Annotated in this window: 13 protein-coding genes and 1 other RNA gene; 1 reads left to right on the plus strand and 13 read right to left on the minus strand. The window is 69.6% G+C overall.

All coding sequences use genetic code 11. The features are described 5' to 3' along the window. Positions 1 to 21 precede the first annotated feature (21 nt). The 11 genes from CNE_RS11150 to CNE_RS11200 all read right to left on the minus strand — a co-directional run bounded on the left by CNE_RS11150 (position 22) and on the right by CNE_RS11200 (position 13,368). On the minus strand, positions 22 to 813 hold the full coding sequence (locus tag CNE_RS11150; RefSeq protein WP_013957235.1) for an ABC transporter permease: 792 nt from the start codon (positions 811 to 813) through the stop codon (positions 22 to 24). 32 nt (positions 814 to 845) lie between these two features. Then, entirely contained in the window at positions 846 to 1,658 is an 813-nt protein-coding gene (locus CNE_RS11155) for an ABC transporter ATP-binding protein (RefSeq protein WP_013957236.1), read from the minus strand. A 134-nt stretch (positions 1,659 to 1,792) separates the two neighbouring features. After that, the gene (locus CNE_RS11160; RefSeq protein ID WP_013957237.1) at positions 1,793 to 2,836 is read right to left on the minus strand and encodes an ABC transporter substrate-binding protein; all 1,044 of its coding nucleotides are present in this window, start codon (positions 2,834 to 2,836) and stop codon (positions 1,793 to 1,795) included. Between the two features lie 180 nt (positions 2,837 to 3,016). Then, positions 3,017 to 4,033 (minus strand): Bug family tripartite tricarboxylate transporter substrate binding protein, encoded by a 1,017-nt coding sequence (locus CNE_RS11165; RefSeq protein WP_013957238.1) that lies wholly within the window; start codon positions 4,031 to 4,033, stop codon positions 3,017 to 3,019. Between the two features lie 48 nt (positions 4,034 to 4,081). Next, positions 4,082 to 5,050, minus strand: coding sequence for a hydroxymethylglutaryl-CoA lyase (locus CNE_RS11170; protein WP_013957239.1), 969 nt, complete (start codon positions 5,048 to 5,050; stop codon positions 4,082 to 4,084). Further along, positions 5,047 to 6,243, minus strand: a complete 1,197-nt coding sequence (locus tag CNE_RS11175) for a CaiB/BaiF CoA transferase family protein (protein ID WP_013957240.1) — start codon at positions 6,241 to 6,243, stop codon at positions 5,047 to 5,049. Before CNE_RS11175 ends, CNE_RS11170 begins: the two co-directional genes overlap by 4 nt. A 177-nt stretch (positions 6,244 to 6,420) precedes the next feature. Further along, complete coding sequence (locus CNE_RS11180; RefSeq protein WP_013957241.1) at positions 6,421 to 7,326, minus strand: LysR substrate-binding domain-containing protein; 906 nt, start codon at positions 7,324 to 7,326, stop codon at positions 6,421 to 6,423. A 76-nt stretch (positions 7,327 to 7,402) separates the two neighbouring features. Next, positions 7,403 to 8,017, minus strand: a complete 615-nt coding sequence (gene recR / locus CNE_RS11185) for a recombination mediator RecR (RefSeq protein WP_013957242.1) — start codon at positions 8,015 to 8,017, stop codon at positions 7,403 to 7,405. A gap of 8 nt (positions 8,018 to 8,025) precedes the next feature. After that, positions 8,026 to 8,358 carry a YbaB/EbfC family nucleoid-associated protein gene (locus CNE_RS11190; protein ID WP_013957243.1) on the minus strand — a complete coding sequence of 111 codons (333 nt, stop codon included), beginning with the start codon at positions 8,356 to 8,358 and terminating at the stop codon, positions 8,026 to 8,028. A 69-nt stretch (positions 8,359 to 8,427) separates the two neighbouring features. Continuing rightward, complete coding sequence (locus CNE_RS11195; protein ID WP_013957244.1) at positions 8,428 to 10,764, minus strand: DNA polymerase III subunit gamma/tau; 2,337 nt, start codon at positions 10,762 to 10,764, stop codon at positions 8,428 to 8,430. A 120-nt stretch (positions 10,765 to 10,884) separates the two neighbouring features. Then, positions 10,885 to 13,368 carry an adenosylcobalamin-dependent ribonucleoside-diphosphate reductase gene (locus tag CNE_RS11200; RefSeq protein WP_013957245.1) on the minus strand — a complete coding sequence of 828 codons (2,484 nt, stop codon included), beginning with the start codon at positions 13,366 to 13,368 and terminating at the stop codon, positions 10,885 to 10,887. 167 nt (positions 13,369 to 13,535) lie between these two features. Between CNE_RS11200 and ffs the strand changes: the two genes are divergently transcribed. Further along, an RNA gene (ffs, locus tag CNE_RS38930) (signal recognition particle sRNA small type) lies at positions 13,536 to 13,634 on the plus strand. Between the two features lie 160 nt (positions 13,635 to 13,794). Here ffs and CNE_RS11205 read toward each other — a convergent pair. Both CNE_RS11205 and CNE_RS11210 read right to left on the minus strand, forming a co-directional pair. Further along, positions 13,795 to 17,415 carry a UvrD-helicase domain-containing protein gene (locus tag CNE_RS11205; RefSeq protein WP_013957246.1) on the minus strand — a complete coding sequence of 1,207 codons (3,621 nt, stop codon included), beginning with the start codon at positions 17,413 to 17,415 and terminating at the stop codon, positions 13,795 to 13,797. After that, on the minus strand, positions 17,412 to 20,279 hold the full coding sequence (locus CNE_RS11210) for a PD-(D/E)XK nuclease family protein (RefSeq protein ID WP_013957247.1): 2,868 nt from the start codon (positions 20,277 to 20,279) through the stop codon (positions 17,412 to 17,414). Before CNE_RS11210 ends, CNE_RS11205 begins: the two co-directional genes overlap by 4 nt. Positions 20,280 to 20,359 lie beyond the last annotated feature (80 nt).

Consider the following 20,359-nt stretch of genomic DNA (forward strand, 5'->3'; position numbering starts at 1 on the left):
CCTTCGCTTCGGCACTTCAGTTCAAAGCTTCTCCGTCTCCCCGCTCTGCGGCTGCCACTTCATCAGCCGCTTCTCACCCCTGCCGACCATCCAGTCCAGCACCAGCGCAAACGCCGTCAGCACCACGATGCCGGCAAACACGGTATTGATGTCGAAGGTGCCTTCGGCCTGCAGGATCAGGTAGCCAACGCCGCGCGCCGAGCCCAGGTATTCGCCCACCACCGCGCCCACGAAGGCCAGGCCCACCGAGGTATGCAACGACGAGAACACCCAGCTGGTGGCGCTGGGCAGGTAGACATGGCGCAGCAGCTGCTTCTGGTTGGCGCCCAGCATGCGCGCGTTGGCCAGCACCACCGGGCTCACTTCCTTGACGCCCTGGTAGACGTTGAAGAAGACGATAAAGAACACCAGCGTCACCGCCAGCGCCACCTTCGACCAGATGCCCAGGCCGAACCAGACCGCGAAGATCGGTGCCAGGATCACGCGCGGCATCGAATTCATGGCCTTGACGTAGGGGTCGAGGATGGCGGAGGTCAGCGGGCTCAGCGCCAGCCACAGGCCCACGCCCAGCCCCGCCACCGTGCCGATGCCGAAGGCCAGCACGGTTTCGATCAGCGTTACGCCCAGGTGCAGGTAGATATCGCGCTCGACGATAAACCAGCTCCAGATGCGCTGCGCCACCATCAGCGGCTCACCAAAGAAAAAGGCAACCTGCTGCGAGCGCGTGGCCATATGCCACACGCCGAGGATCACTACTAGGACGAGCAGCTGCCAGACGCGCAGCATGCCCTTGGAGTCGTTACGGAATGCCATCGTGAATTCAGGTCTTGTTGTGATGGGAAGGCTCAGGCCACCTTGAGCTGCTGGGCATAGCCCTTGAGCACTTCTTCGCGCAGCACGTCCCAGATCGCGGCGTGCAGTTCGACAAAGCGCGGATGGTTGCGGATCTCGGCCACGTCGCGCGGGCGCGGCAGGTCGATGGCAAACTCGCCGATCGGGTGTGTGCCCGGGCCGGCCGACAGCACCACCACGCGGTCGCTCATGGCAATGGCCTCGTCCAGGTCGTGGGTGATGAAGAGCACGGCCTTGCGCTTGGCGGCCCACAGCTCCAGCACCTCGTTCTCCATCAGCTGGCGGGTCTGGATATCCAGCGCCGAGAACGGTTCGTCCATCAGGATGATGTCCGGGTCCAGCACCAGCGTCTGCGCCAGCGCGACACGCTTACGCATGCCGCCCGAGAGCTGGTGCGGGTAGCGGTCGCCAAAGCCGCCGAGGCCCACGCGGCGCAGCCATTCCTCGCCCTGCTGCACGGCCTCGGCGCGCGCCACGCCGCGGAACTCCAGGCCGGCGACGACGTTATCCAGCGCGCTGCGCCAGGGCATCAGCGCCTCGGTCTGGAACATATAGCCGGCGCGCCGGTTGATGCCGCGCAGGGGTTCGCCGAACACGCGCACCTCGCCGCTGGAGGGTTCCAGCAGGCCGGCGCCAACGTTCAGCAACGTGGACTTGCCGCAGCCGGTGGGGCCGACCACGGAGACGAATTCGCCGGGCTGGATCGACAGCGTGACGTCCTGGACCGCGGTATAGCGCTGGCTGCGGTCATCGCGCGAGACAAAGGTGCAGGTGACCTTGTCGAGGGAAAGTGCGGGAGTGCTCATGGTGAACCGTCTCGGTCCCGCCGTGGCGGCGCCGGGGGGGCGCGGTGCGGGCGGGTGATGATGGATTGGCCGTCAAGGTTTCAAAGCAAAGGCCCGCTGCGGACAGCGGGCCGATGGCATCGACGGCGAGGGTCTTACTTGTACTTGGCGTTGGCCTTCTGCACGAAAGCGTTGGTGTAGGTCTCTTCCAGCTTGACCGGCTTGCCCTTGAGCTCGGCGTCGAACTGGCTCAGCGCGTTGAACGCGGTGCGCGGGCCGTCGGCCGGCATGGTGCCGTCCGGCGAGATCGCTTCCTTGACCTTGTCCCACGCGGCCAGGTACAGCGCGCGGTCACCCAGCAGGTAGCTTTCCGGCACGGTCTTGACGATGTCCGACGGGCCCGCCTTCTGCAGCCACTTCAGCGCGCGCACCATGGCATTGGTCAGCGCCTGCGTGGTGTTGGGGTTCTGCTGGATAAACGCCTGCGACGCATACAGGCAGCCCGACGGCATGTTGCCGCCGAACACGGCCTGGGTGTCCTTGAGCGTACGGGTGTCCGAGGCGATGCGCACTTCGTTCTTCTGCGTCAGCATCGACACCACCGGGTCCAGGTTGGCCATCGCATCGATCTGGCCCGAACGCATCGCCGCCACCGCGCCGGCGCTGGCGCCCACACCGATGAACGACACGTCGGACGGCTTCAGTCCGGCCTTGGCCAGCACGAAGTTGGCCATCATGTTGGTCGACGAGCCCGGCGCGGTCACGCCGATCTTCTTGCCCTTCAGGTCGGCGATCGACTTGAAGTTGGGCATGGTCTTGTTCGACACCACCAGCACGATCTGCGGGGCGCGCCCCTGCAGCACGAATTCCTGGTAGCGCTGGCCCTTGGCCTGCAGGTTGATGGTGTGCTCGTAGGCGCCCGAGACCACGTCGGCGCTGCCGCCCACCACGGCCTGCAGCGCCTTGGCGCCGCCGGCGAAGTCGACAATCTCGACGTCCAGCCCTTCTTCCTTGAAGTAGCCGAGGCGCTCGGCAATGGTCAGCGGCAGGTAGTAGAACAGGTTCTTGCCGCCCACCGCGATGGTGACCTTGGTCTTCTCGGGCTTGCCCTGCGCCTGCGCCTGGCCGAAGGTGAACCAGCCGGCCAGGAACAGCGCCAGCGCGATCAGGAATTGCTTCCAGAATTTTTTGTTATACATGCGAGATCTCCTACCCGTGTGGACTGGCGCTGCGGCAACATGCGCTCGAAGGGGGCGCGCCGCGGTGCGGCAAATTGCGATGCTACCGGACGGTGCGATGCACCGCATCGGTATCAACACCTAGCAAACCCGCCAGCTTAGCGCCCTTACCTTTCGATCACCTTGCCTCAGCCCTCGCCATCATTCCGCGTGGATGTCGGCGGACTTGATCACCTTGCCCCAGCGCGCCAGCTCCGCCTTCTGGTACTGCCCCAGTTGCTGCGGGTTCATGTACTTGGCCTCGGCGCCCAGGTCCTCGGCCTTCTTGCGGAAGGCTTCGGTGCGCATGATCTTCTCGATCTCGCCGGTCAGCTTGTCGATCACCGGCTTGGGCGTGCCGGCCGGCGCGTACATCGCAAACCACGACGACACGTCCAGGTCGGGGTAGCCAGCCTCGGGCGCCGACGGCACGTCCTTCAGGCTGGGCAGGCGTGTCTTGCTGGTCACTACCAGCGGACGCAGCTTGCCGGCGGCGATATGGGCCATCAGCGGCGGCGGCGTGGTGATGGTCAGGTCCACCGAGCCGCCCAGCAGGTCGGTCATGGCCGGGCCGGTGCCCTTGTAGGGCACGTGCGTGATTTTCGTGCCGGCCATCTGGTTCAGCAGCTCGGTCGAGACATGCTGCAGCGAGCCGTTGCCCGACGAGGCGTAGTTGAGCTTGTCCGGATTGGCCTTGGCGTAGGCCACCAGTTCCTTCAGCGACTTGACCGGCAGGCTCGGACGCACCACCAGCACCTGCGGCGCCGACAGGATATTAGCCACCGGCGCAAAGTCCTTGATCGGGTCCCACGACAGGTTCTTGACCAGCAGCGGCGTGATCACGTGGAAGCCCGAGTACTGCAGCATCAGCGTGTAGCCGTCCGGCTTGGCCCGCGCCACCAGTTGCGCGGCGATGCTGCCGTTGCCGCCGGGACGGTTGTCCACCACCACCGGCTGGCCGAGCGCCTTGGACAGCGGTTCCGCAATCATGCGCGCCGCGATGTCGGTGGTGCCACCGGCCGCGGCCGATACCACCAGCGTCACCGGACGGGTGGGATAGGTACCGTCCTGCGCCAGGGCGACAGGCGCGAACCATGCCACACCGAGTGCCGCCAGCGTGGCGGCTACGGCCTTGCGCCGTGCGGGCATGGCGGACTTGCGTTGAAGGGCTTGCTTCATGAGGGTCTCCGTTATCTGTTGGATGTGTTGTTTTTGTCTGGGTGCCGGCTATGCCTGCCCGGCGAAATGCTCTGCCATCCAGGCCGGCGGCTGGTGCGTGCGCAGGCGCGGGCCGGCGCTCAGCAGCTGGCTGTGGATGTCGCGCCCGACCAGCGCCGGCATGCCGGCCACCACGTCGAGCAGCGCGCCCAGGTCGACGCCGGTCTCGACGCCCATGCAGTCGAACATATGGACCAGGTCTTCGGTGCTGACGTTGCCGCTGGCACCGGGGGCGTAAGGGCAGCCGCCCAGGCCGCCGGCGGCCGCGTCGAAGCGCGTCACGCCGGTCTGCCAGGCTGCCAGGGCATTGGCCAGGCCCATGCCGCGGGTGTTGTGCAGGTGGATGGTCAGGCCGGTATCGGGCAGCGTGGCCTGGAAGGCCTCGCACAGCGCCGCGACCTGGTTCGGGTAGGCCATGCCGGTGGTGTCGCACAGCGTGATGCCGGCCGCGCCGGCCTCGGCAAAGCGGGTGGCCAGTGCCATCACCGCGCCGGTATCGACCTCGCCCTCGAACGGGCAGCCGAACACCGTCGACAGCGACACGTTGACCGGCACACCGGCGGCGCCCGCCGCCTCGATCATCGCCAGCAATTGCGCTTGCGACTGCTCGCGCGTCATGCGCAGGTTGGCGCGATTGTGCGTCTCGCTGGCCGACATCACCAGGTTGACCTCATCCGGCTGGCACGACAGCGCACGCTCCAGCCCGCGCAGGTTGGGCACCAGCGCGGTATAGCGCACGCCCGGGTGGCGCCGCATGCGGTGCATCAGTGCCTCGGCGTCGGCCAGCGCCGGGATGGCGCGGGCCGAGGTGAACGAGGTGGCTTCGATGCGGGCAAAGCCGCAGGCCGACAGCGCGTCGAGGAAGGCGACCTTGGCGTCGGTCGGCACCACCACCGGCTCGATCTGCAGGCCGTCGCGCGGCGCGACTTCATTGATCTCGACGCGTGCCGGGCCGCGCAGGTTGGCGGCGGCGCTCATGCGATCACCTTGCGCGCGCGCAGGTCGGCGATGGCGGCGTCATCGAAGCCAGCCTGCTTCAGCACCGCATCGGTATGCTCGCCCAGCGTCGGCGCGCGGTCATGGATTTCCCCCGGGCTGGCCGACAGCTTGGGCACTACGCCCGGCACTTCCACCGTGAGCCCGCCGGCCGAGGTCACCGACTCGATCACGCCACGGGCGCGGTAGTGCGGGTCTTCGGCGATGTCCTTGACGGTATAGATGCGGCCAGACGGCACCTGCGCGTCGCGCAGCACCGCCAGCGCCGAGTCCACCGTCTGCGTGCGAGTCCAGTCCGCGATGGCGGCATCGATTTCGTCCACGCGCTTCACGCGGCCATCGTTCTGCGCCAGCGCCGGATCGTCGGCCAGGTCGGGCCGGCCGATGGCCAGCATCATGCGCTTGAAGATGGCGTCGCCATTGGCCGCCACCAGCACGTATTCGCCGCTGGCGCAGGGGTAGGCATTGGACGGCGCGATCCCCGGCAGCGCGCCGCCAGCGGGCTGGCGCACCGCGCCGAAGGCCGAGTATTCCGGCAGCAGGCTTTCGCTCAGGTTGAACAGCGACTCGTACAGCGCCACGTCGATGACCTGGCCTTCGCCGCCGCGCGCGTCGCGCTGATACAGCGCCAGCAGCACGCCCATGGCGCCGTGCAGGCCGGCGATGGTGTCGCCCAGCGACAGCCCGGCGCGCACCGGCGCGCGGCCAGGCTCGCCGGTCAGGTGGCGCAGGCCGGCCATGGCTTCGGCCACGGCGGCAAAGCCGGGCTCATCCTTCTTCGGGCCGGTCTGGCCGTAGCCCGACACGCGCAGCATGATCAGGCGCGGGTTGTCGGCATGCAGCACATCCCAGCCCAGGCCCCACTTCTCCATGGTGCCAGGGCGGAAGTTCTCGATCAGCACGTCGGCCTCGGCGGCCAGCTTGCGCACCAGTGCCTGGCCTTCCGGCTGGCGCAGGTCGATGCAGATCGACTCCTTGTTGCGCGACTGGGCCTCCCACCAGACCGAGGTGCCTTCATGCAGCATGCGCCATTTGCGCAGCGGGTCGCCCTGCCCCGGCGGCTCCACCTTGATGATGTGGGCACCAAAGTCGGCCAGGGTCTTGGCGGCAAAGGGGCCGGCGATGAGTTGTCCGAGTTCGAGGACGCGAATGCCCTCGAGGATCTGTTGCGCCATGGGGTGTCTCCGTGCGATGCGGTGTTTTGTTGCAGTGCGGCAAGCCCAATGACTGGCTTGTCATACATTGCGTTCGAACGGAGTGTGCCCCAGCAGGGGCCCGCCAGGAATCGGCAATCGGAGAAGCGGGCTTTCTCGGAACGCGAAAGGCTCCGGAGGCGCCTCAGCACAGGGGCGTCAGAACGGCGCCCGGTCCCCGCACAGGTGGCTGATCAGCAGCCGCGCCGACACCGTCAGCCCGGCCGGGTCGCGCAGCCCGATCAGCAGCGAGCGGCGCGCCCAGGCGTCCTGCAGCGACACCAGCGACAGCCCCATCGACTTGACATGCGGCTCGGCCGCGATGCGCGGCAGCACGCCCACGCCCAGGCCGGCCATCACCATGCGGCACATGGCATCGAAGCTGCGCACCTGGATGCGCAGCCGGAACGGCCGGTCCAGCCGGCTGCTCTCTTCCAGCAGGCGGGCGGCCAGCGAGGTTTCCTGCGGCAGGCTGACGAAGTCGAATTCCAGCGTATCGGCGTAGTGCACCGGGCCGCGCGCGGCCAGCGGATGGTTGGGCGGCGTGATGATGACCAGCTCGTCCTGCCGGTACTCGATCGTCATCAGCCCGGCCGCGGGGGTGCGGTCGGCAAAGATGCCCACGTCGGCGCGGTTCTCGATCAGCGCGGCGACGATGTCGCGGCTGTTCTGTTCTTCCAGCTCGATGCGGATGGTGGGATGGCGCTGCATGAACGACGCCAGGTCGTCGGGCAGGAACTGCGTGATCGCCGAGGTGTTGGCGCACACCCGCACCTGCCCGCGCACGCCCGAGGCGTAGTCCGACATCACGCCGGCCATGCGTTCGACGTCCTGCAGGATGGTCAGCGCATGGTGGAAGCAGGCCTGGCCGGCCTCGGTCAGCTGCACGCCGGCGGCATGGCGGAAGAACAGCGGCGCGCCGACCGCGGTTTCCAGGTCTGAGATGCGCTTGCTGGCGGCGGCCACGGCCAGGTGCGACTGGCGCGCGCCGGCCGAGATGCTGCCCTGCCGGGCCACGGCGACGAACAAGCCAAGCGTGACGAGATCGAAGCGGGCCAGGTTCATGGGGCAGACAGGTAGGCGGAGGAATCCGGTGATCGGCGCGCGGGCACGTGGGCGTTCCGGCCCCGCGCGATCGGGCTCAGAGGTTGCGGCGGTCCATCACCGCGCGGGCGATGGTGCCGGCATCGACGTATTCCAGCTCGCCGCCCACCGGCACGCCGCGCGCCAGGCGCGACACCTTGAGGCCGCGCGCCTTCAGCATTTCGCCGATGTAGTGCGCGGTGGCCTCGCCTTCGCTGGTGAAGTTGGTGGCGACGATGACCTCGCCGACCGGGCCGCCCAGCTCAGGCTCGGTGGCGCGCGCGAGCAGCCGGTCCAGGTGGATCTCGCGCGGGCCGATGCCATCCAGCGGCGAGAGCCGGCCCATCAGCACGAAGTACTTGCCGCGGTAGGTCAGGGTCTGCTCGATCATGACCTGGTCGGCCGGGGTTTCCACCACGCACAGCAGCGAGGCGTCGCGGCGGTCGTCCAGGCAGGTCGCGCAGATCTCCTGCTCGGTGAAGGTGTTGCAGCGCTGGCAATGGCGGATATGGTCCGCCGCGCCGCGCAGTGCATCGCCCAGCTTGCGCGCGCCCTCGCGGTCGTGCTGCAGCAGGTGGTAGGCCATGCGCTGGGCGGACTTGGGCCCGACGCCGGGCAGCACCCGCAGCGCTTCGACCAGTGCCTGCAGCGAGGTCGGGGACGATGCCTTCACAGTGGCGTTCAGAACGGCAGCTTGAAGCCCGGGGGCAGCGGCAGGCCCGAGGTCATCGAGCCCATCTTTTCCTGCGAGGTGGCTTCGGCCTTGCGCACGGCGTCATTGAAGGCGGCGGCGACCAGGTCTTCCAGCAGGTCCTTGTCTTCGCCCTCGGCCAGCAGGCTAGGGTCGATGGTGACGCGCTTGACGTCGTTCTTGCAGGTCATGACCACCTTGACGAGACCGGCGCCGGACTGGCCCTCGACCTCGATCAGGGCCAGCTGCTCCTGCATCTTCTTCATGTTTTCCTGCATCTGCTGGGCTTGCTTCATCAGCCCGGCGAGTTGACCTTTCATCATGATGGAATGCTCCTGGATTCGGTAAGAAATTCGGCAAAGTAGTTCGGTAAAGCAAACGCAGGCCGCGGATCAGGCGGCGCGCGGCTGGATCGAGCCCGGCACGATCTGGCCGCCAAAATCGCGCAGCAGGCCCTGTACAAAGGGATCGGCCTCGATCACTGCCTCGGCCTGGCGCTGGCGCTCGGCGCGCGCCTCGGCATCGGCGGCCGCCGCGGTGATGGAAACCCCGCCCACCTCGCAGACCACGCGCACCGGCACGCCAAAGTGGTCGCACAGCGCCTGCTGCAGCCGCTCGGACACGCCGTTCTCGCCCAGGGCCGCGACCGGGATGCGCAGGTGGAAGGTGCGCCCGACCACCTGGGTCAGTTCGCTCTGGTAGGCCAGCTGCTGTGCCAGGCCCTTCAAGGGCAGGCCAGCGGCCAGCACCGGCCATTCGCCGGTGAAGGCCGGCGGGGTGCCATCCTCGCCCGCCGCAGGCGGTCGCGGGGCGACGAATTTGGCGGACTCTGCCGGCGCCGTGGCTGACGGCACGGGAGCGGCCTCGCGCGCCGGCTCGGCCTCGCGCGCGGGTGCCCGGCCCGGCCGGGCCGGGCCGTTGCGCGGCGCGGCGGCAGGCGGTGCCGGTTCGTTGAAACCGCTGTCGCGGTAGCCAGGATCGCTGTCATAGGGGCCTATGACCGGCAGGTCAGGCGGCAGCTCTTCCCACGGCGGCACGTCGCTGCCACCCGCCAACTCCCAGGGCGGCACGGATTCCGGCTCCGCCTGGCGCGCCGCGGGCTGCGCGGCGGGCCGTGCCGGCGCTGCCGGAGACTGGACTGGCGGCTGCATGGGCGCCTTCGCAACCGGTGCCGGCGGGCGGCTTACGGCTGCGGCGCCGGGCGCGCGCAAGGGTTGGGCCGGCGGGCGCTGCGCGGCAGCCGGCGCTGGCGGCATGGCCGGCGGCGGCGCCTTGCGGCCGCCACCACGAGCAGCGGAACCCTGGCGGGCAGCGGCCAGCGCGGCGGCGGCGGGCGACATGGCCCCGTTGCCGGCGGCTGCGGCCGGGCGCGCTGGCGCTGCTTCAGGGGATGCAGCAACTGCGGCAGGCGCTGCCGCAGCTTCGGCCATGGGCGCAGGCAGTACCGCCCGTGCGGGCACAGGGGCAGGGACAGGCGCCGCCGCAGTACCGGCATTTGCCTGCGCGGCGGCGTTGGCACCAGCCGCCGCATAGCGGGTATCAACGGGCGGGGCGGTCTCAAGCACGGCAGCGCCGCGCTGACGCGCAGGCGCGGCACCACCGCCCTGCCCTTGCGTCGTGGCGGGTTCAGACGACGGCCGGAACGCCAGCATGCGCAGCAGCGTCATGGTGAAGCCGGCGTACTCGTCCGGCGCGAGCGCCAGCTCGCTGCGGCCGAGGTTGGCGATCTGGTAGAACAGCTGCACTTCCTGCGCGTCGAACACGCCGGCCAGGCGCCGCACCTCATCGGCTTCGGGCCATTCGTCCTGCACCGAGGCCGGCACGGCCTGCGCCAGCGCCACCTTGTGCAGCAGCGAGCCCAGGTCCTGCAGCGCGCCGGCAAACGACAGGCTGCGGTCGGCCATGGCATCGGCAATCGCCAGCATGGCGGCGCCGTCCTCGGCGGCCAGCGCATCGAGCAGCTGCACCAGGTAGCCCTGGTCGATCGCGCCCAGCATGCCGCGCACCGCGTCTTCCGACACCTGGCCCGCGCTGTAGGCGATGGCTTGGTCGGTCAGCGACAGCGCGTCGCGCATCGAGCCGTGCGCGGCCTGGGCCAGTAGCCGCAGCGCGTTGCCGTCGTGGGCAATGCCTTCCTGCGCCAGGATATGGTCCAGGTGCGAGACGATATGCCCCGGCGGCATCTGCTTGAGGTTGAACTGCAGGCAGCGCGACAGCACCGTGACCGGGATCTTCTGCGGATCGGTGGTGGCGAGGATGAACTTGACGTGCCCGGGTGGCTCCTCCAGCGTCTTCAGCATGGCGTTGAAGGCGTGGTTGGTCAGCATGTGCACTTCGTCGATCATGTAGACCTTGAAGCGCCCGGAGGTCGGGGCGTAGACCGCCTTGTCCAGCAACTGCGCCATCTCGTCGACGCCGCGGTTGGAGGCGGCGTCCATCTCGATGTAGTCGACGAAGCGGCCGCTGTCGATCTCCTGGCAGGCCTTGCACTGCCCGCACGGCTGGGCGGTGATGCCGCCGTTGCCGTCAGGGCCGATGCAGTTCAGGGCCTTGGCCAGGATCCGCGACAGCGTGGTCTTGCCGACCCCGCGCGTGCCGGTGAACAGGTAGGCATGGTGCAGCCGCTGCTGTTCCAGCGCGTGCGTGAGCGCGCGGACCACGTGCTCCTGGCCGACCAGCGTGGTGAAATCCCTGGGGCGCCATTTGCGCGCTAGAACTTGATAACTCATGGCGGCGATTGTAGCAAAAGGCGGCCCCCCTCCGGCCGCCGCCGCCCCGACCTCGCGGTCTTTATTCGCCACGCGCCGCGCGGGCCGGCTCCGGTGGCCGCAACCCGCCCGCGGCGGGGCTCAGCCGCACTCGCCCACGTAGCCGCAATTGGCGCATTTGGCGCAGCCGTCGACCTTGTGCAGGGCGTGCGCGCCACACTCCGGGCACGGCTTGCCGGTGCCGACACCGGGGGTGCCGGGGGCCCGGGCCTGGCTGGCGAGATCGGCCCCGGCATCCAGCGCCTGCCCCCCAGCCTCGCGCTGGGCCAGCCTGGCGGCCAGCGCCGCTACCGGCACCTGGCCGCCCTCGGCATCCAGGAAGCCGCGCTTGATCAGGATGCGCTGCAGCGCGTAGCTGAGCGCGGCCACTTCGGAGTCATGGAAGCGCGGCACCTCGGTGCCGTCCTGGCGCACCAGCGTGCCGTAGCGCACCGTGCCCTTGTCCCACACCACGTTGCGCATGTCCGCCAGCGCCTTGGCCACCGAGCCGCCCGAGCGCGCCACCATCGACAACAGCCGCATGGTGGAGGTAATCCACTGCTGGCCCTCGCTGCGCTGCCCCGCCGGCATGAAGAACTCCACCGGACGCTCGATCTCCACCGGCTTGCCGTCGGCCACGCCGGCGACGCGCATGAAGTTGACGGTCAGGTAAACGGTCTTGTGGCCTTCGTAGGTCAGGTATTCGACCTTGGACGTCACCCCCTCCAGGTCGCCCACCGGCCGGCTGCCGAAGGGGCGCACCAACGGATTGTCGTCGGCCACGGCAGCGGGCGCCGCCGCCGGCGCCTCTACTGACAGCACGGCCCCCAGCACCGAATTGGGGCGATAGGTCGCCAGCCCCTTCAGGCCGGCCTTCCACGCCTCCAGGTACAGGTTGCGGAAGGCTTCGTACGGATAATCCTCTGGCACGTTGACGGTCTTGCTGATGCTGGTGTCGATATACGGCTGCACCGCCTCCAGCATCCGCATATGGTCCAGCGCCGACATCTGCAGCGCGGTGACGAAGGCGTCCGGCAACTGGGCCATGTCGGCCCCCATGTGACGGTAAAGTCGCCAGGCATGGTCCGCCACCTCGAAGCTGCGGTAGCTGTTGTCCGGCATCCGCTTCTTGCGGTTGTAGGTCCACGAGAAGGCGGGCTCGATGCCGTTGGAGGCATTATCGGCAAAGGCCAGCGTGATCGTGCCGGTGGGTGCGATCGACAGCAGGTGCGAATTGCGCAGCCCATTGCGCGCAATGGCATCGCGCAAGCGTTCGGGCAGCCGCCCGGCAAATCCGCTCTGCAGGTAGGCATTGGCATCGAACAAGGGGAAGGCGCCCTTCTCCACCGCCAGTTCGGTCGACGCCAGGTAGGCATCGTCGCGCATGCGTTCCGAGATCCGCGCCGCCAGTTGCCGCGCCGGCTCGGCGTCATAGCGCAGGCCCAGCATCACCAGCGCGCTGCCCAGCCCCAGGAAGCCCAGCCCGACGCGGCGCTTGGCGTGGGCCTCGGCCTGCTGTTCGGGCAACGGCCAGAAGGTCACGTCGAGCACGTTGTCGAGCATGCGCGTGGCCACGCGCACCACCTCGGCAAAGGCATCGAAATCGAATTCGGCCTGCGGCGAGAACGGCTGGCGCACGAAGCGCGTCAGGTTGATCGAGCCCAGGCAGCAGCAGCCATAGGACGGCAGCGGCTGCTCGGCGCAGGGGTTGGTGGCCTCGATGCGCTCGCAGTAATAAAGGTTGTTGTCGGCGTTGATCTGCGACAGGAACAGGATGCCCGGCTCGGCATGGTCGTAGGTGGCCTGCATGACCTGGTCCCACAGGTTGCGCGCCGGCACGCGCCGGTACACCCACTGGCCGTCGTCGCGGCGATAGGCGCCCGCGGCGATCATGTCGGCGCCCGGCTCGGCCTCATGCACCAGTTCGACCTCGCCGTCGGCCTGCACGGCCTGCATGAAGGCGTCAGTGACGCCGATGGAGATATTGAAGTTGCTGAGGTCGCCCTTGTCCTTGGCGTGGATAAAGCTCTCGATATCGGGATGGTCGCAGCGCAGCACGCCCATCTGCGCACCGCGGCGCGCGCCGGCGGATTCCACGGTGGCGCAGGATGCGTCGAACACCTTCATGAACGACACCGGCCCCGAGGCGCGCGAATGCGTGGCCCGCACCAGCGCGCCGGCGGGGCGGATCGCGGAGAAGTCATAGCCCACGCCGCCGCCGCGGCGCATGGTCTCGGCGGCCTGCGCCACCGCCGTGTAGATGCTGGGGCGGCCCTCGCGCGGCTCCGACACCGAATCGCCCACCGGCTGCACGAAGCAGTTGATCAGCGTGGCCTGGATGCCGGTGCCCGCCGCCGAATTGATGCGCCCGGCCGGCACGAAGCCGTTTTCCTGCGCCCACAGGAAGCGCGCGCTCCAGGCCTCGCGCTGGTCCTCGGGTTCGGCCTGCGCCAGCGCGCGCGCCACGCGTTGCCTGACATCGGCAATGCTGCGCTCTTCGCCCTTGGCGTATTTCTCGATCAGGACTTCGGTGGAGATTTCCTGCGGCGCCAGGGCGCCGCGAATGATCTGGTCGTTTGCGTTCATGTATTGGCTCACCACGGTCTGGGTCGGTGAATGGTCGGGCCGCCGCGGCCCGCGTTCCCTGCGCCAGATCAAGCCGACGCATTTGCCGCGGGCAATGACCCACCATTGCAAAGGGCATTCAACGCAATTTCTCCGCGGTATCGCGGTCTGGGGTACAATCCCGCTCGGACGGGCCTCCTCGCATGGTGGCGCGGTCAACCTGGTCAGGTCGGGAACGAAGCAGCCACAGCCGTTTTCCGCCAGTGCCGAGGGTCAGGCTCGTCCACCTCCCACCCCATCCTGCCGTACCCCTCCCGCTATATCCGCACGCACGAGTCGCTTGCAGCGCAGTCCCTGTCACTTTAGTACAGCCGAGCCGCGATCGCGCGCGCCGCACACCCCATTTTGCGCCGATTCTGGCACCCTGTCCGGGTGCCACGCCAGCCGTCAGAACAGCGAGCCCTGCTGCGGCATCGGCGGCGCCAGGCGCTCGGCGGGAATCCATTCGCCGTCCGCAGTGGCCACGCCGGCCTCGATACGCTTGCCCGGGAACATCGGCGCAATCGCGGCCGCATAGCGGCCCAGCTGCGCGCGGTAGGCGGCATGCTCCTGCGGCAGGAGCCGCAGCTTGTAGTCGACGATCACCACGCGGTCGTCGAATTCCACCAGCCGGTCGATACGCAGCAGCCGGCCGCGCGCGTCATAGAGTTCGACTTCATTGCGCGCGCTGCGGACGTCCCCTGCCCCCAGCAACGGCGCCAGCGCCGGTGCGCGCAGCATCGCAGCCACCGCCTCCAGCGCTTCTGCCACCTGTTGCCGCCACGCCTGCCGTGCCGGCCCGGTGTGCGCGCCCGTCAGCGGGAACCAGCGCAATACGGTGTCGATCCCCGGCACGCCGGCAAAGGCGTCGGGATAGCGCGTCAGGCGTTCCAGCAAGGCATGCACCAGCTCGCCGTGGCGGGCGGCCGCGGCGTTGAAGACGATGCCGTCGGACTCGTCTTCGGCTTCTGCCTCGCCCTCTTCTTCAAACCCGATCTCCTGGCGCGCATCCACTGCATCGCGATAGCGCAGCCGGAAGTCGGTAAAGCGCACCGGCTCGCTCAGGCGCGCGGGCATCTGGGCCTGGTCCTGCGCATCGGCCAGCTCGCCCGGATAGGCCGGCACCATCTCGCCAACGCCTGCAGCCTGCAGCCGCACATACCAGCTGCCGGCGATCTCTGCATTGCCCTCGCCCGAACCGCTGCGGTTGGCCCGGCCCTTGACCCCGCTGACCAGCAGGCCCTGCTGCGCGCGCGTCATGGCCACGTACAGCAGGTTCCAGTTCTCGCGCTCGCCCAGCGCCGCCTCCGACTCGAACATCGGCGCCCGCGCCAGCCCGCGCTCGCTGCGCTTGCTGTAGGCCGAGAAATGCCGAGGCACCGGCGACGACGGCGGCCAGTCGACCAGGATGCCGCCCCGGTCCGCGGCCGGCTCGCTGTGATTGGCATCGAGCAGCACCACGAACGGCGCCTCCAGGCCCTTGGCTGCATGCACGGTCAGGATATGGACTGCGTCGAGGCCGGCAAACGCCGGATCGTCCTCGGCCGGCTCCACGTCTTCGGCGCTCTCGCCCATGCCGCCTTCGTCGGGGCTTTCGCCCTCGTCCCCGCGGCGGATTTCCTGCAGCTCGTCGATAAACTTCGGCAGGCTCGGATAGCGCCCGCCGTCGAGGTCCAGCGACAGCTTCAGGAAGGCATCGAGGTTGGCCAGCACCTGTTCGCGGATATCCGGCGGCGCGGCCTCGGCATAGCGGCGCCGCACTTCGCCGCCGTGGAAGATCTGGTCGATCAGGTCATGCACCGGCTGGTGCGGCGCGACGCGCAGCCACTGGCGCAAGCGCTGCACGCCTTCGCGCAGCGCATCGGATACGTGTTCGGGCAGGCCGCCTGACTCGATGCGTGCCCACCAGCTGCCCTCGCCTTCGATCCGGGCCAGCGCCAGCAGGTCGTCGTCAGTCGCCCCCACCAGCGGGCTCTTCAGCACGTGCGCGAGATCCAGGTCCGATTCCGGCGTCATCAGGAACGCCAGCAACGCTGACAGGTCCAGCGCCTCGAGCGTGGCCAGCAGGCCGCCGCGGCGCGGGCTCAGGCACGGGATGCCGGCCTCGCGCAGCGCGCGCTCATAGTCAGCCAGATGGGTCTTGCGGCGCACCAGCAGATGCATGTCGCTCCAGCGTGCGGGGCGCTGCTCGCCGCCTTCATGGACCGGCACGGTGTCGCGCACCAGGCGCAGCCACGCGGCCACGCGCCGGCCTTCTTCCAGGCGCAGCGAATCGCCGGCCTGCCGGCGAGGTTGCAGCAGCGTGTCGCGATGGGCCGAGGCGGCTTGCGCCGGTTCGTCTTCGGCGGCGCCGTCCACGGCTTCAGCGGCCTTGTCGTCGGCCTTGTCCTCGGGCTCCACAAGCGGCAGCAGCCAGACCGGTCCGTTGCCGCCGGCCAGTGCCGTGGTCTGGGTCGCGTACAACGGATAGCGGCCCTCGGCGCGCGCGCTGTCGAACACGGCGTTGACCCAGTCCAGCACTTCGGCACGGTTGCGCCGGGTGCGGTTGGTGCGCAGCACGGTGGCGCCGAACGCATCGCGCAGCATCTCGCCGGCCGCGCCGAACAACCGTGCATCGGCGCGCCGGAAGCGGTAGATCGACTGCTTGGGATCGCCCACCAGGAACACCGTCGGCCGCTCGCCCAGGCCCGCGTAGCCGGCCAGCCAGCCCTGCAGGATGCGCCACTGCAGCGGGTTGGTGTCCTGGAACTCGTCGAGCAGCAGATGGCGGTAACGCGCGTCGAGCCGCACCTGCAGGTAGGTGGCGGTCTCTTCGTCCGACATCAGGCGCGCGGCCTGCCATTCCAGGTCAGCGAAGTCCATCGCGCGCTGCTCGTCCTTGTGCCGCTGGTAGCGCGTCAGCAAGGCATCGCCGATGCAGAACAGCGCTCGGTTGATCGCCAGCACCGCAGCTTCGCAACAACGCGCGCTGATGTCGTCAAGCATGGCGCAGATCGATGCATGCTCGTCCAGCAACGCATCGACCATGCCTTCGCCGCCGGCGGCCTTGACCAGCGCCGCGGTGCGCCGCAGCGAACGCGGGCCGCCGGTGGTGGTGAAGAACGCGGCGCGCAACTGCGCGAACACCCGTTCGGCGGGCTTGCCGGGCGCCGCGCCCGCTTCGCGCCACGCGGTGATCGCCATCAGCGCATCGGTGATGCGGGCGGCGTGGGTCTGCTCGGTCTTGCCGGCCGCGCCCAGGCGCAGCGCCAGCGACTCGCAGGCATCGCGCCAGCCTTCGTCGGCCAGCGCCTGCAGCAGCACGTCCCCCTGGGCGTCTTCGCCCAGGCAGTCGGACAGCGCCTGCAGCGGGTCGCCGCCCTCCTGCATCGCCCACCATTCGCTGCGGGCATGGAACATCGCGTCCAGCAGCGCGCGTGCCTGGAAGTCGCCCACGGTATCGACCAGCGTTTCCCAGGCTTCGCGCAAATCGGTGTATTGCGGCGTCGCCAGCGCGCGCCAGACCGGGGCCCAGGCTTCGCGCTTCATGCGCAGCGCATCTTCGCGCAGCGCCGCGCCCGGCACGATGCCGGAGGCCAGCGGTGCACCACGCAGCAGCGTGCCGAACCAGCCGTGGAAGGTATCGATGGCCATGCGCCCGGGCGCGGCCAGCACCTGCGCGTGCAGGCGCCGCGCACGCGGCAGCGCCTCACGTGCGGCGTCGGGCGTCAGGCCACGCTGCACCAGCGCGGCGATCACGTCGTCGTCGCTGTCGCGCGACAGCTGTGCCAGCACCTCCAGCAGGCGGTCGCGCATTTCCTCGGCGGCCTTGCGCGTGAAGGTGATGGCCAGGATCTCGTGCGGCGCGGCACCGGCCAGCAGCAAGCGCACCAGCCGCGCCACCAGCAGCCAGGTCTTGCCGCTCCCGGCGCAGGCTTCCACCACGACGGAGCGTGCCGGATCGCAGGCGGCGCGCGTGAATTCGGCCTCGGAGACGGGCTCGCCGTCGCGCTGGTAAGGCTGGACGTGGTGCGGATCGTGAGGCGTCATGATGTCAGCGCCGGCACGGCGGTGGATTCCCAGAAGCCCTTGCGGCACAGGCCGCGGGCAGTGCAATACAGGCAGGCGGAGGCATCGCCGAAGGCCGGCAGCCTGGCGCCCTGGCGCAGGCGCATGACGTCGTCGCGCATCTGCCGTTCCAGCCAGATGACGGCGGCTTCGAAATCGGGCAGGCCGACTTCGCGCTGCGCCGCCGGTGCGCCCTCGCGCGCGCCTTCGAGCGATACCCAACTGCCCGCTGCCGCATCGGCGCGCAGCAGGCCGTAGAACGGCAGCTGGCAGTCTTCCTCGACCTCGGCCAGCTTGCGCTTGAGGCGGGTGGCGCTCTGCGTCTTGTAGTCGAGCACGGCATGCGCCCCGCCCGGGCCCTGGTCAAGCCGGTCGATGCGCCCCGTCAGGCGCAGCGGCTGGCCGTCGGGCATCGGCAGGTCGATGCCGGCGTCGAGCTCGCCGCCGCGCCAGAACCAGCCCTCGGCCTCGCGCGCGGATTGCCAGGCGACGTACGACGGCATCACCTCGCGCCAGCGCCGGTAGTAGGCAATGGCATTGCCGTCCTCGGCCATCAGCGCGCCGAACACGTCGTCGGAAATCTCGGCCAGGCGGGCCAGGCGCTGGTCTTCCGCCAGCGTCTCGCCGCGCTCGCGGCGCGCCTGCAGGTCCTTGTGGTAGCGCAGCAGCACGTGGTGCAGGTGTTCGCCGATCTCGCGTTTTTCCAGCTCGTCGCTGACTGTCTCCAGCCCGGCCAGGCCCAGCATGCGGCCGGCGAAGAACTGGTAGGGGCAGCGGCGCAGCATGTTGTAGGCCTGCGCGCTCCAGCGCACCGGCACCAGCGCGGGCTCTGCCGCCGGCGCCGGCATGCCCTGCGGATCGGCAAAGGTCTCGTGCGCCTGCGGTGCGGCGGCGGCTTCGATGCTGACGCCCGCGCGCGCGCAGCACGCCGCCAGCCGCTCGATCCAGCCCGACACATGATGCGGCTCGCCGCGGCTGCCGTAGCGTTGCCAGGTCAGCACCACGTCGTCGTTGTTCAGCAGCACCTCGGCCAGGTCGCGCGCCTGTTGCGCAAAGCGGGCCTCGCGGTCTTCCAGGTCCAGCTCGCGCCGCATCTGGTTGGAGAAGAACATCAGCTCGGCGGCGCTGGAGGGCAGTTGCGCGTCATCGCAGCCGACGATCACCACGCCCTCGAAGCGGCGCATGCGCGCGCCGTTCAGCGGCAGGATGGTGATGCGCGCCGGGCCGCTGGCCGAGGGCTCCTTGTAGGCGACCGATTCCAGCAGCGCCGACAGCATCGCGCGGAATTCACCCTGCGACAGCGTGGCATGGCCGCCGGTCTCGTCCAGCGGCAACTCCTGCAGCCGCGCCAGTGCATCGAGCAGCTGGCTGCCGGCATCGTCCGCGGCCAGCGCCGCGCGCATGCCGAGGCCGTCGAGCATGCCGTCGAGCCGTTCCAGCCAGGTTGCCAGCGGATGCTGCGCCAGGCCGCGCGGCCAGCGCGCGGCTTCGTCGGCGAGCACGGCGATGAGCGCGTGCGCGGCGCGGCGCGGCGCTTCAGCGGCATCCTCATCTTCCGCGGCAGCTTGCTGCGCGTCGGTCGGTGCGTGACCGAACAGCTGGCGCAGGCGCGCCCAGCCGCCGGTGATGCCCTCGCGCCGCACCTGGCGCTCAAGCAGCGCGATGGCCGCGCCGCGCCCGGCAGCGTCCGGCAGGCAAAATGGGCTCTTGAGCAGGTCCAGCAGCGCGGCGGTGTCGCCATCGCGCACCAGCAGGTCGAACCAGCGCATCAGCGCGGCGGCGGCGCGCGTGGTGGAAAGCTTCCAGCCGGTCTCGTCGCGCACCGGTGCGCCGGCGCGCGCCAGCAAGGCGCGGGCGCGCCGCGCCACCACGCGGTCGTGCGCGACCAGCGCCACCTGGCGGCGGCCTTCATTGAGCCACTGCACCAGTTGCGCGGCTGCCGCGGCGGCTTCATCCTCGAAGCGCGCGCTGCCGACCACGCGGATCGCCGGACGCTGCGGCGGCAGCGCAGGCATGGCCGGCGGAGGGGCGACGCCTTCGGCATCGTCGGCGATCCTCGCTTCCGGCCACAGCGCCAGCAGCATCTGGTACCAGTCGGCATCGCTCTCGCCCTGCCCGGTCCAGTCATAGCCGACCTGCAGCACCGGCACCAGCTCGGCGGCATCGCGCAGGAACGCGGCCTCAAGCGGCGTCGGCGGGGTCGGGGCAATCCATATCACCGGGCCGCGCAGCTGCTGCGACAGCTCGCGCAAGGTGCGGCGCCGCGCCGGCAGCGGATCGTCCGGGCCGGACAGCGCCTGCCAGAATGCCAGCACGATGCGCGCCTCTTCGCCGAGGAAGCGCTCAGACAGATGCGAATAGGTCCGTTCCAGCGCGCCCTGCAGCAGACCGGCGCGATCGTCGCCGTCGATCTCGTCATCGTCGCGGATGGCGGCGTCTTCGAGCCAGCGCGCGTTGAGCTCGTCGCAGATCGACAGCAGCGTCTGCGACAGGCCCCATGCGGCGGTCTCGTTCTGGGCGCCGAAGGCGCGGCGCAGCCAGTCCTGCCCGCGCACCGCCTGCTGCACGGCCAGCAGGCGTGCGGCAGGGCTGCGCACCGGGGCGCCCTCTGGCGGCAGGTCGAGCAGCCAGTGGCCCAGCGTCAGCACGCGCGGTAGCAGCCGCGGGCGGCCCGCCGCGCGGGCGGCGGCGTCCAGTGCCTGGCGCACGCCCGGGATCTGCGCGGCGGTGGGCACGACCACGTGCGCGCCCGCCTCCGGCGCGCCGCAGCGGTCGAGGAAATACCAGGCAGCAGTGGCCGCCTGGTCGAGGAAATCAGGGCCAGGGCGAAAACGTAGCGACGTCATGGGCGCGTGGGGCACAGCCCGGAATGGCTGCGCGAACTGCGTCGGTCGGCGAAAGCGTCAGGATGCAACGGAAACAATAC

Origin of the sequence: Cupriavidus necator N-1 (assembly GCF_000219215.1) — a bacterium.
GTDB classification, from domain to species: Bacteria; Pseudomonadota; Gammaproteobacteria; order Burkholderiales; family Burkholderiaceae; genus Cupriavidus; species Cupriavidus necator.

What these genes read in the sequence shown, in the direction of transcription:
- CNE_RS11160 (WP_013957237.1), bottom strand. Translation starts at nt 2,836, where the DNA reads ATGTATAACAAAAAATTCTGGAAGCAATTCCTGATCGCGCTGGCGCTG.
- CNE_RS11150 (WP_013957235.1), bottom strand. Translation starts at nt 813, where the DNA reads ATGGCATTCCGTAACGACTCCAAGGGCATGCTGCGCGTCTGGCAGCTG.
- CNE_RS11180 (WP_013957241.1), bottom strand. Translation starts at nt 7,326, where the DNA reads ATGAACCTGGCCCGCTTCGATCTCGTCACGCTTGGCTTGTTCGTCGCC.
- CNE_RS11170 (WP_013957239.1), bottom strand. Translation starts at nt 5,050, where the DNA reads ATGAGCGCCGCCGCCAACCTGCGCGGCCCGGCACGCGTCGAGATCAAT.
- CNE_RS11165 (WP_013957238.1), bottom strand. Translation starts at nt 4,033, where the DNA reads ATGAAGCAAGCCCTTCAACGCAAGTCCGCCATGCCCGCACGGCGCAAG.
- CNE_RS11190 (WP_013957243.1), bottom strand. Translation starts at nt 8,358, where the DNA reads ATGATGAAAGGTCAACTCGCCGGGCTGATGAAGCAAGCCCAGCAGATG.
- CNE_RS11155 (WP_013957236.1), bottom strand. Translation starts at nt 1,658, where the DNA reads ATGAGCACTCCCGCACTTTCCCTCGACAAGGTCACCTGCACCTTTGTC.
- CNE_RS11195 (WP_013957244.1), bottom strand. Translation starts at nt 10,764, where the DNA reads ATGAGTTATCAAGTTCTAGCGCGCAAATGGCGCCCCAGGGATTTCACC.
- CNE_RS11205 (WP_013957246.1), bottom strand. Translation starts at nt 17,415, where the DNA reads ATGACGCCTCACGATCCGCACCACGTCCAGCCTTACCAGCGCGACGGC.
- CNE_RS11210 (WP_013957247.1), bottom strand. Translation starts at nt 20,279, where the DNA reads ATGACGTCGCTACGTTTTCGCCCTGGCCCTGATTTCCTCGACCAGGCG.
- CNE_RS11175 (WP_013957240.1), bottom strand. Translation starts at nt 6,243, where the DNA reads ATGGCGCAACAGATCCTCGAGGGCATTCGCGTCCTCGAACTCGGACAA.
- CNE_RS11200 (WP_013957245.1), bottom strand. Translation starts at nt 13,368, where the DNA reads ATGAACGCAAACGACCAGATCATTCGCGGCGCCCTGGCGCCGCAGGAA.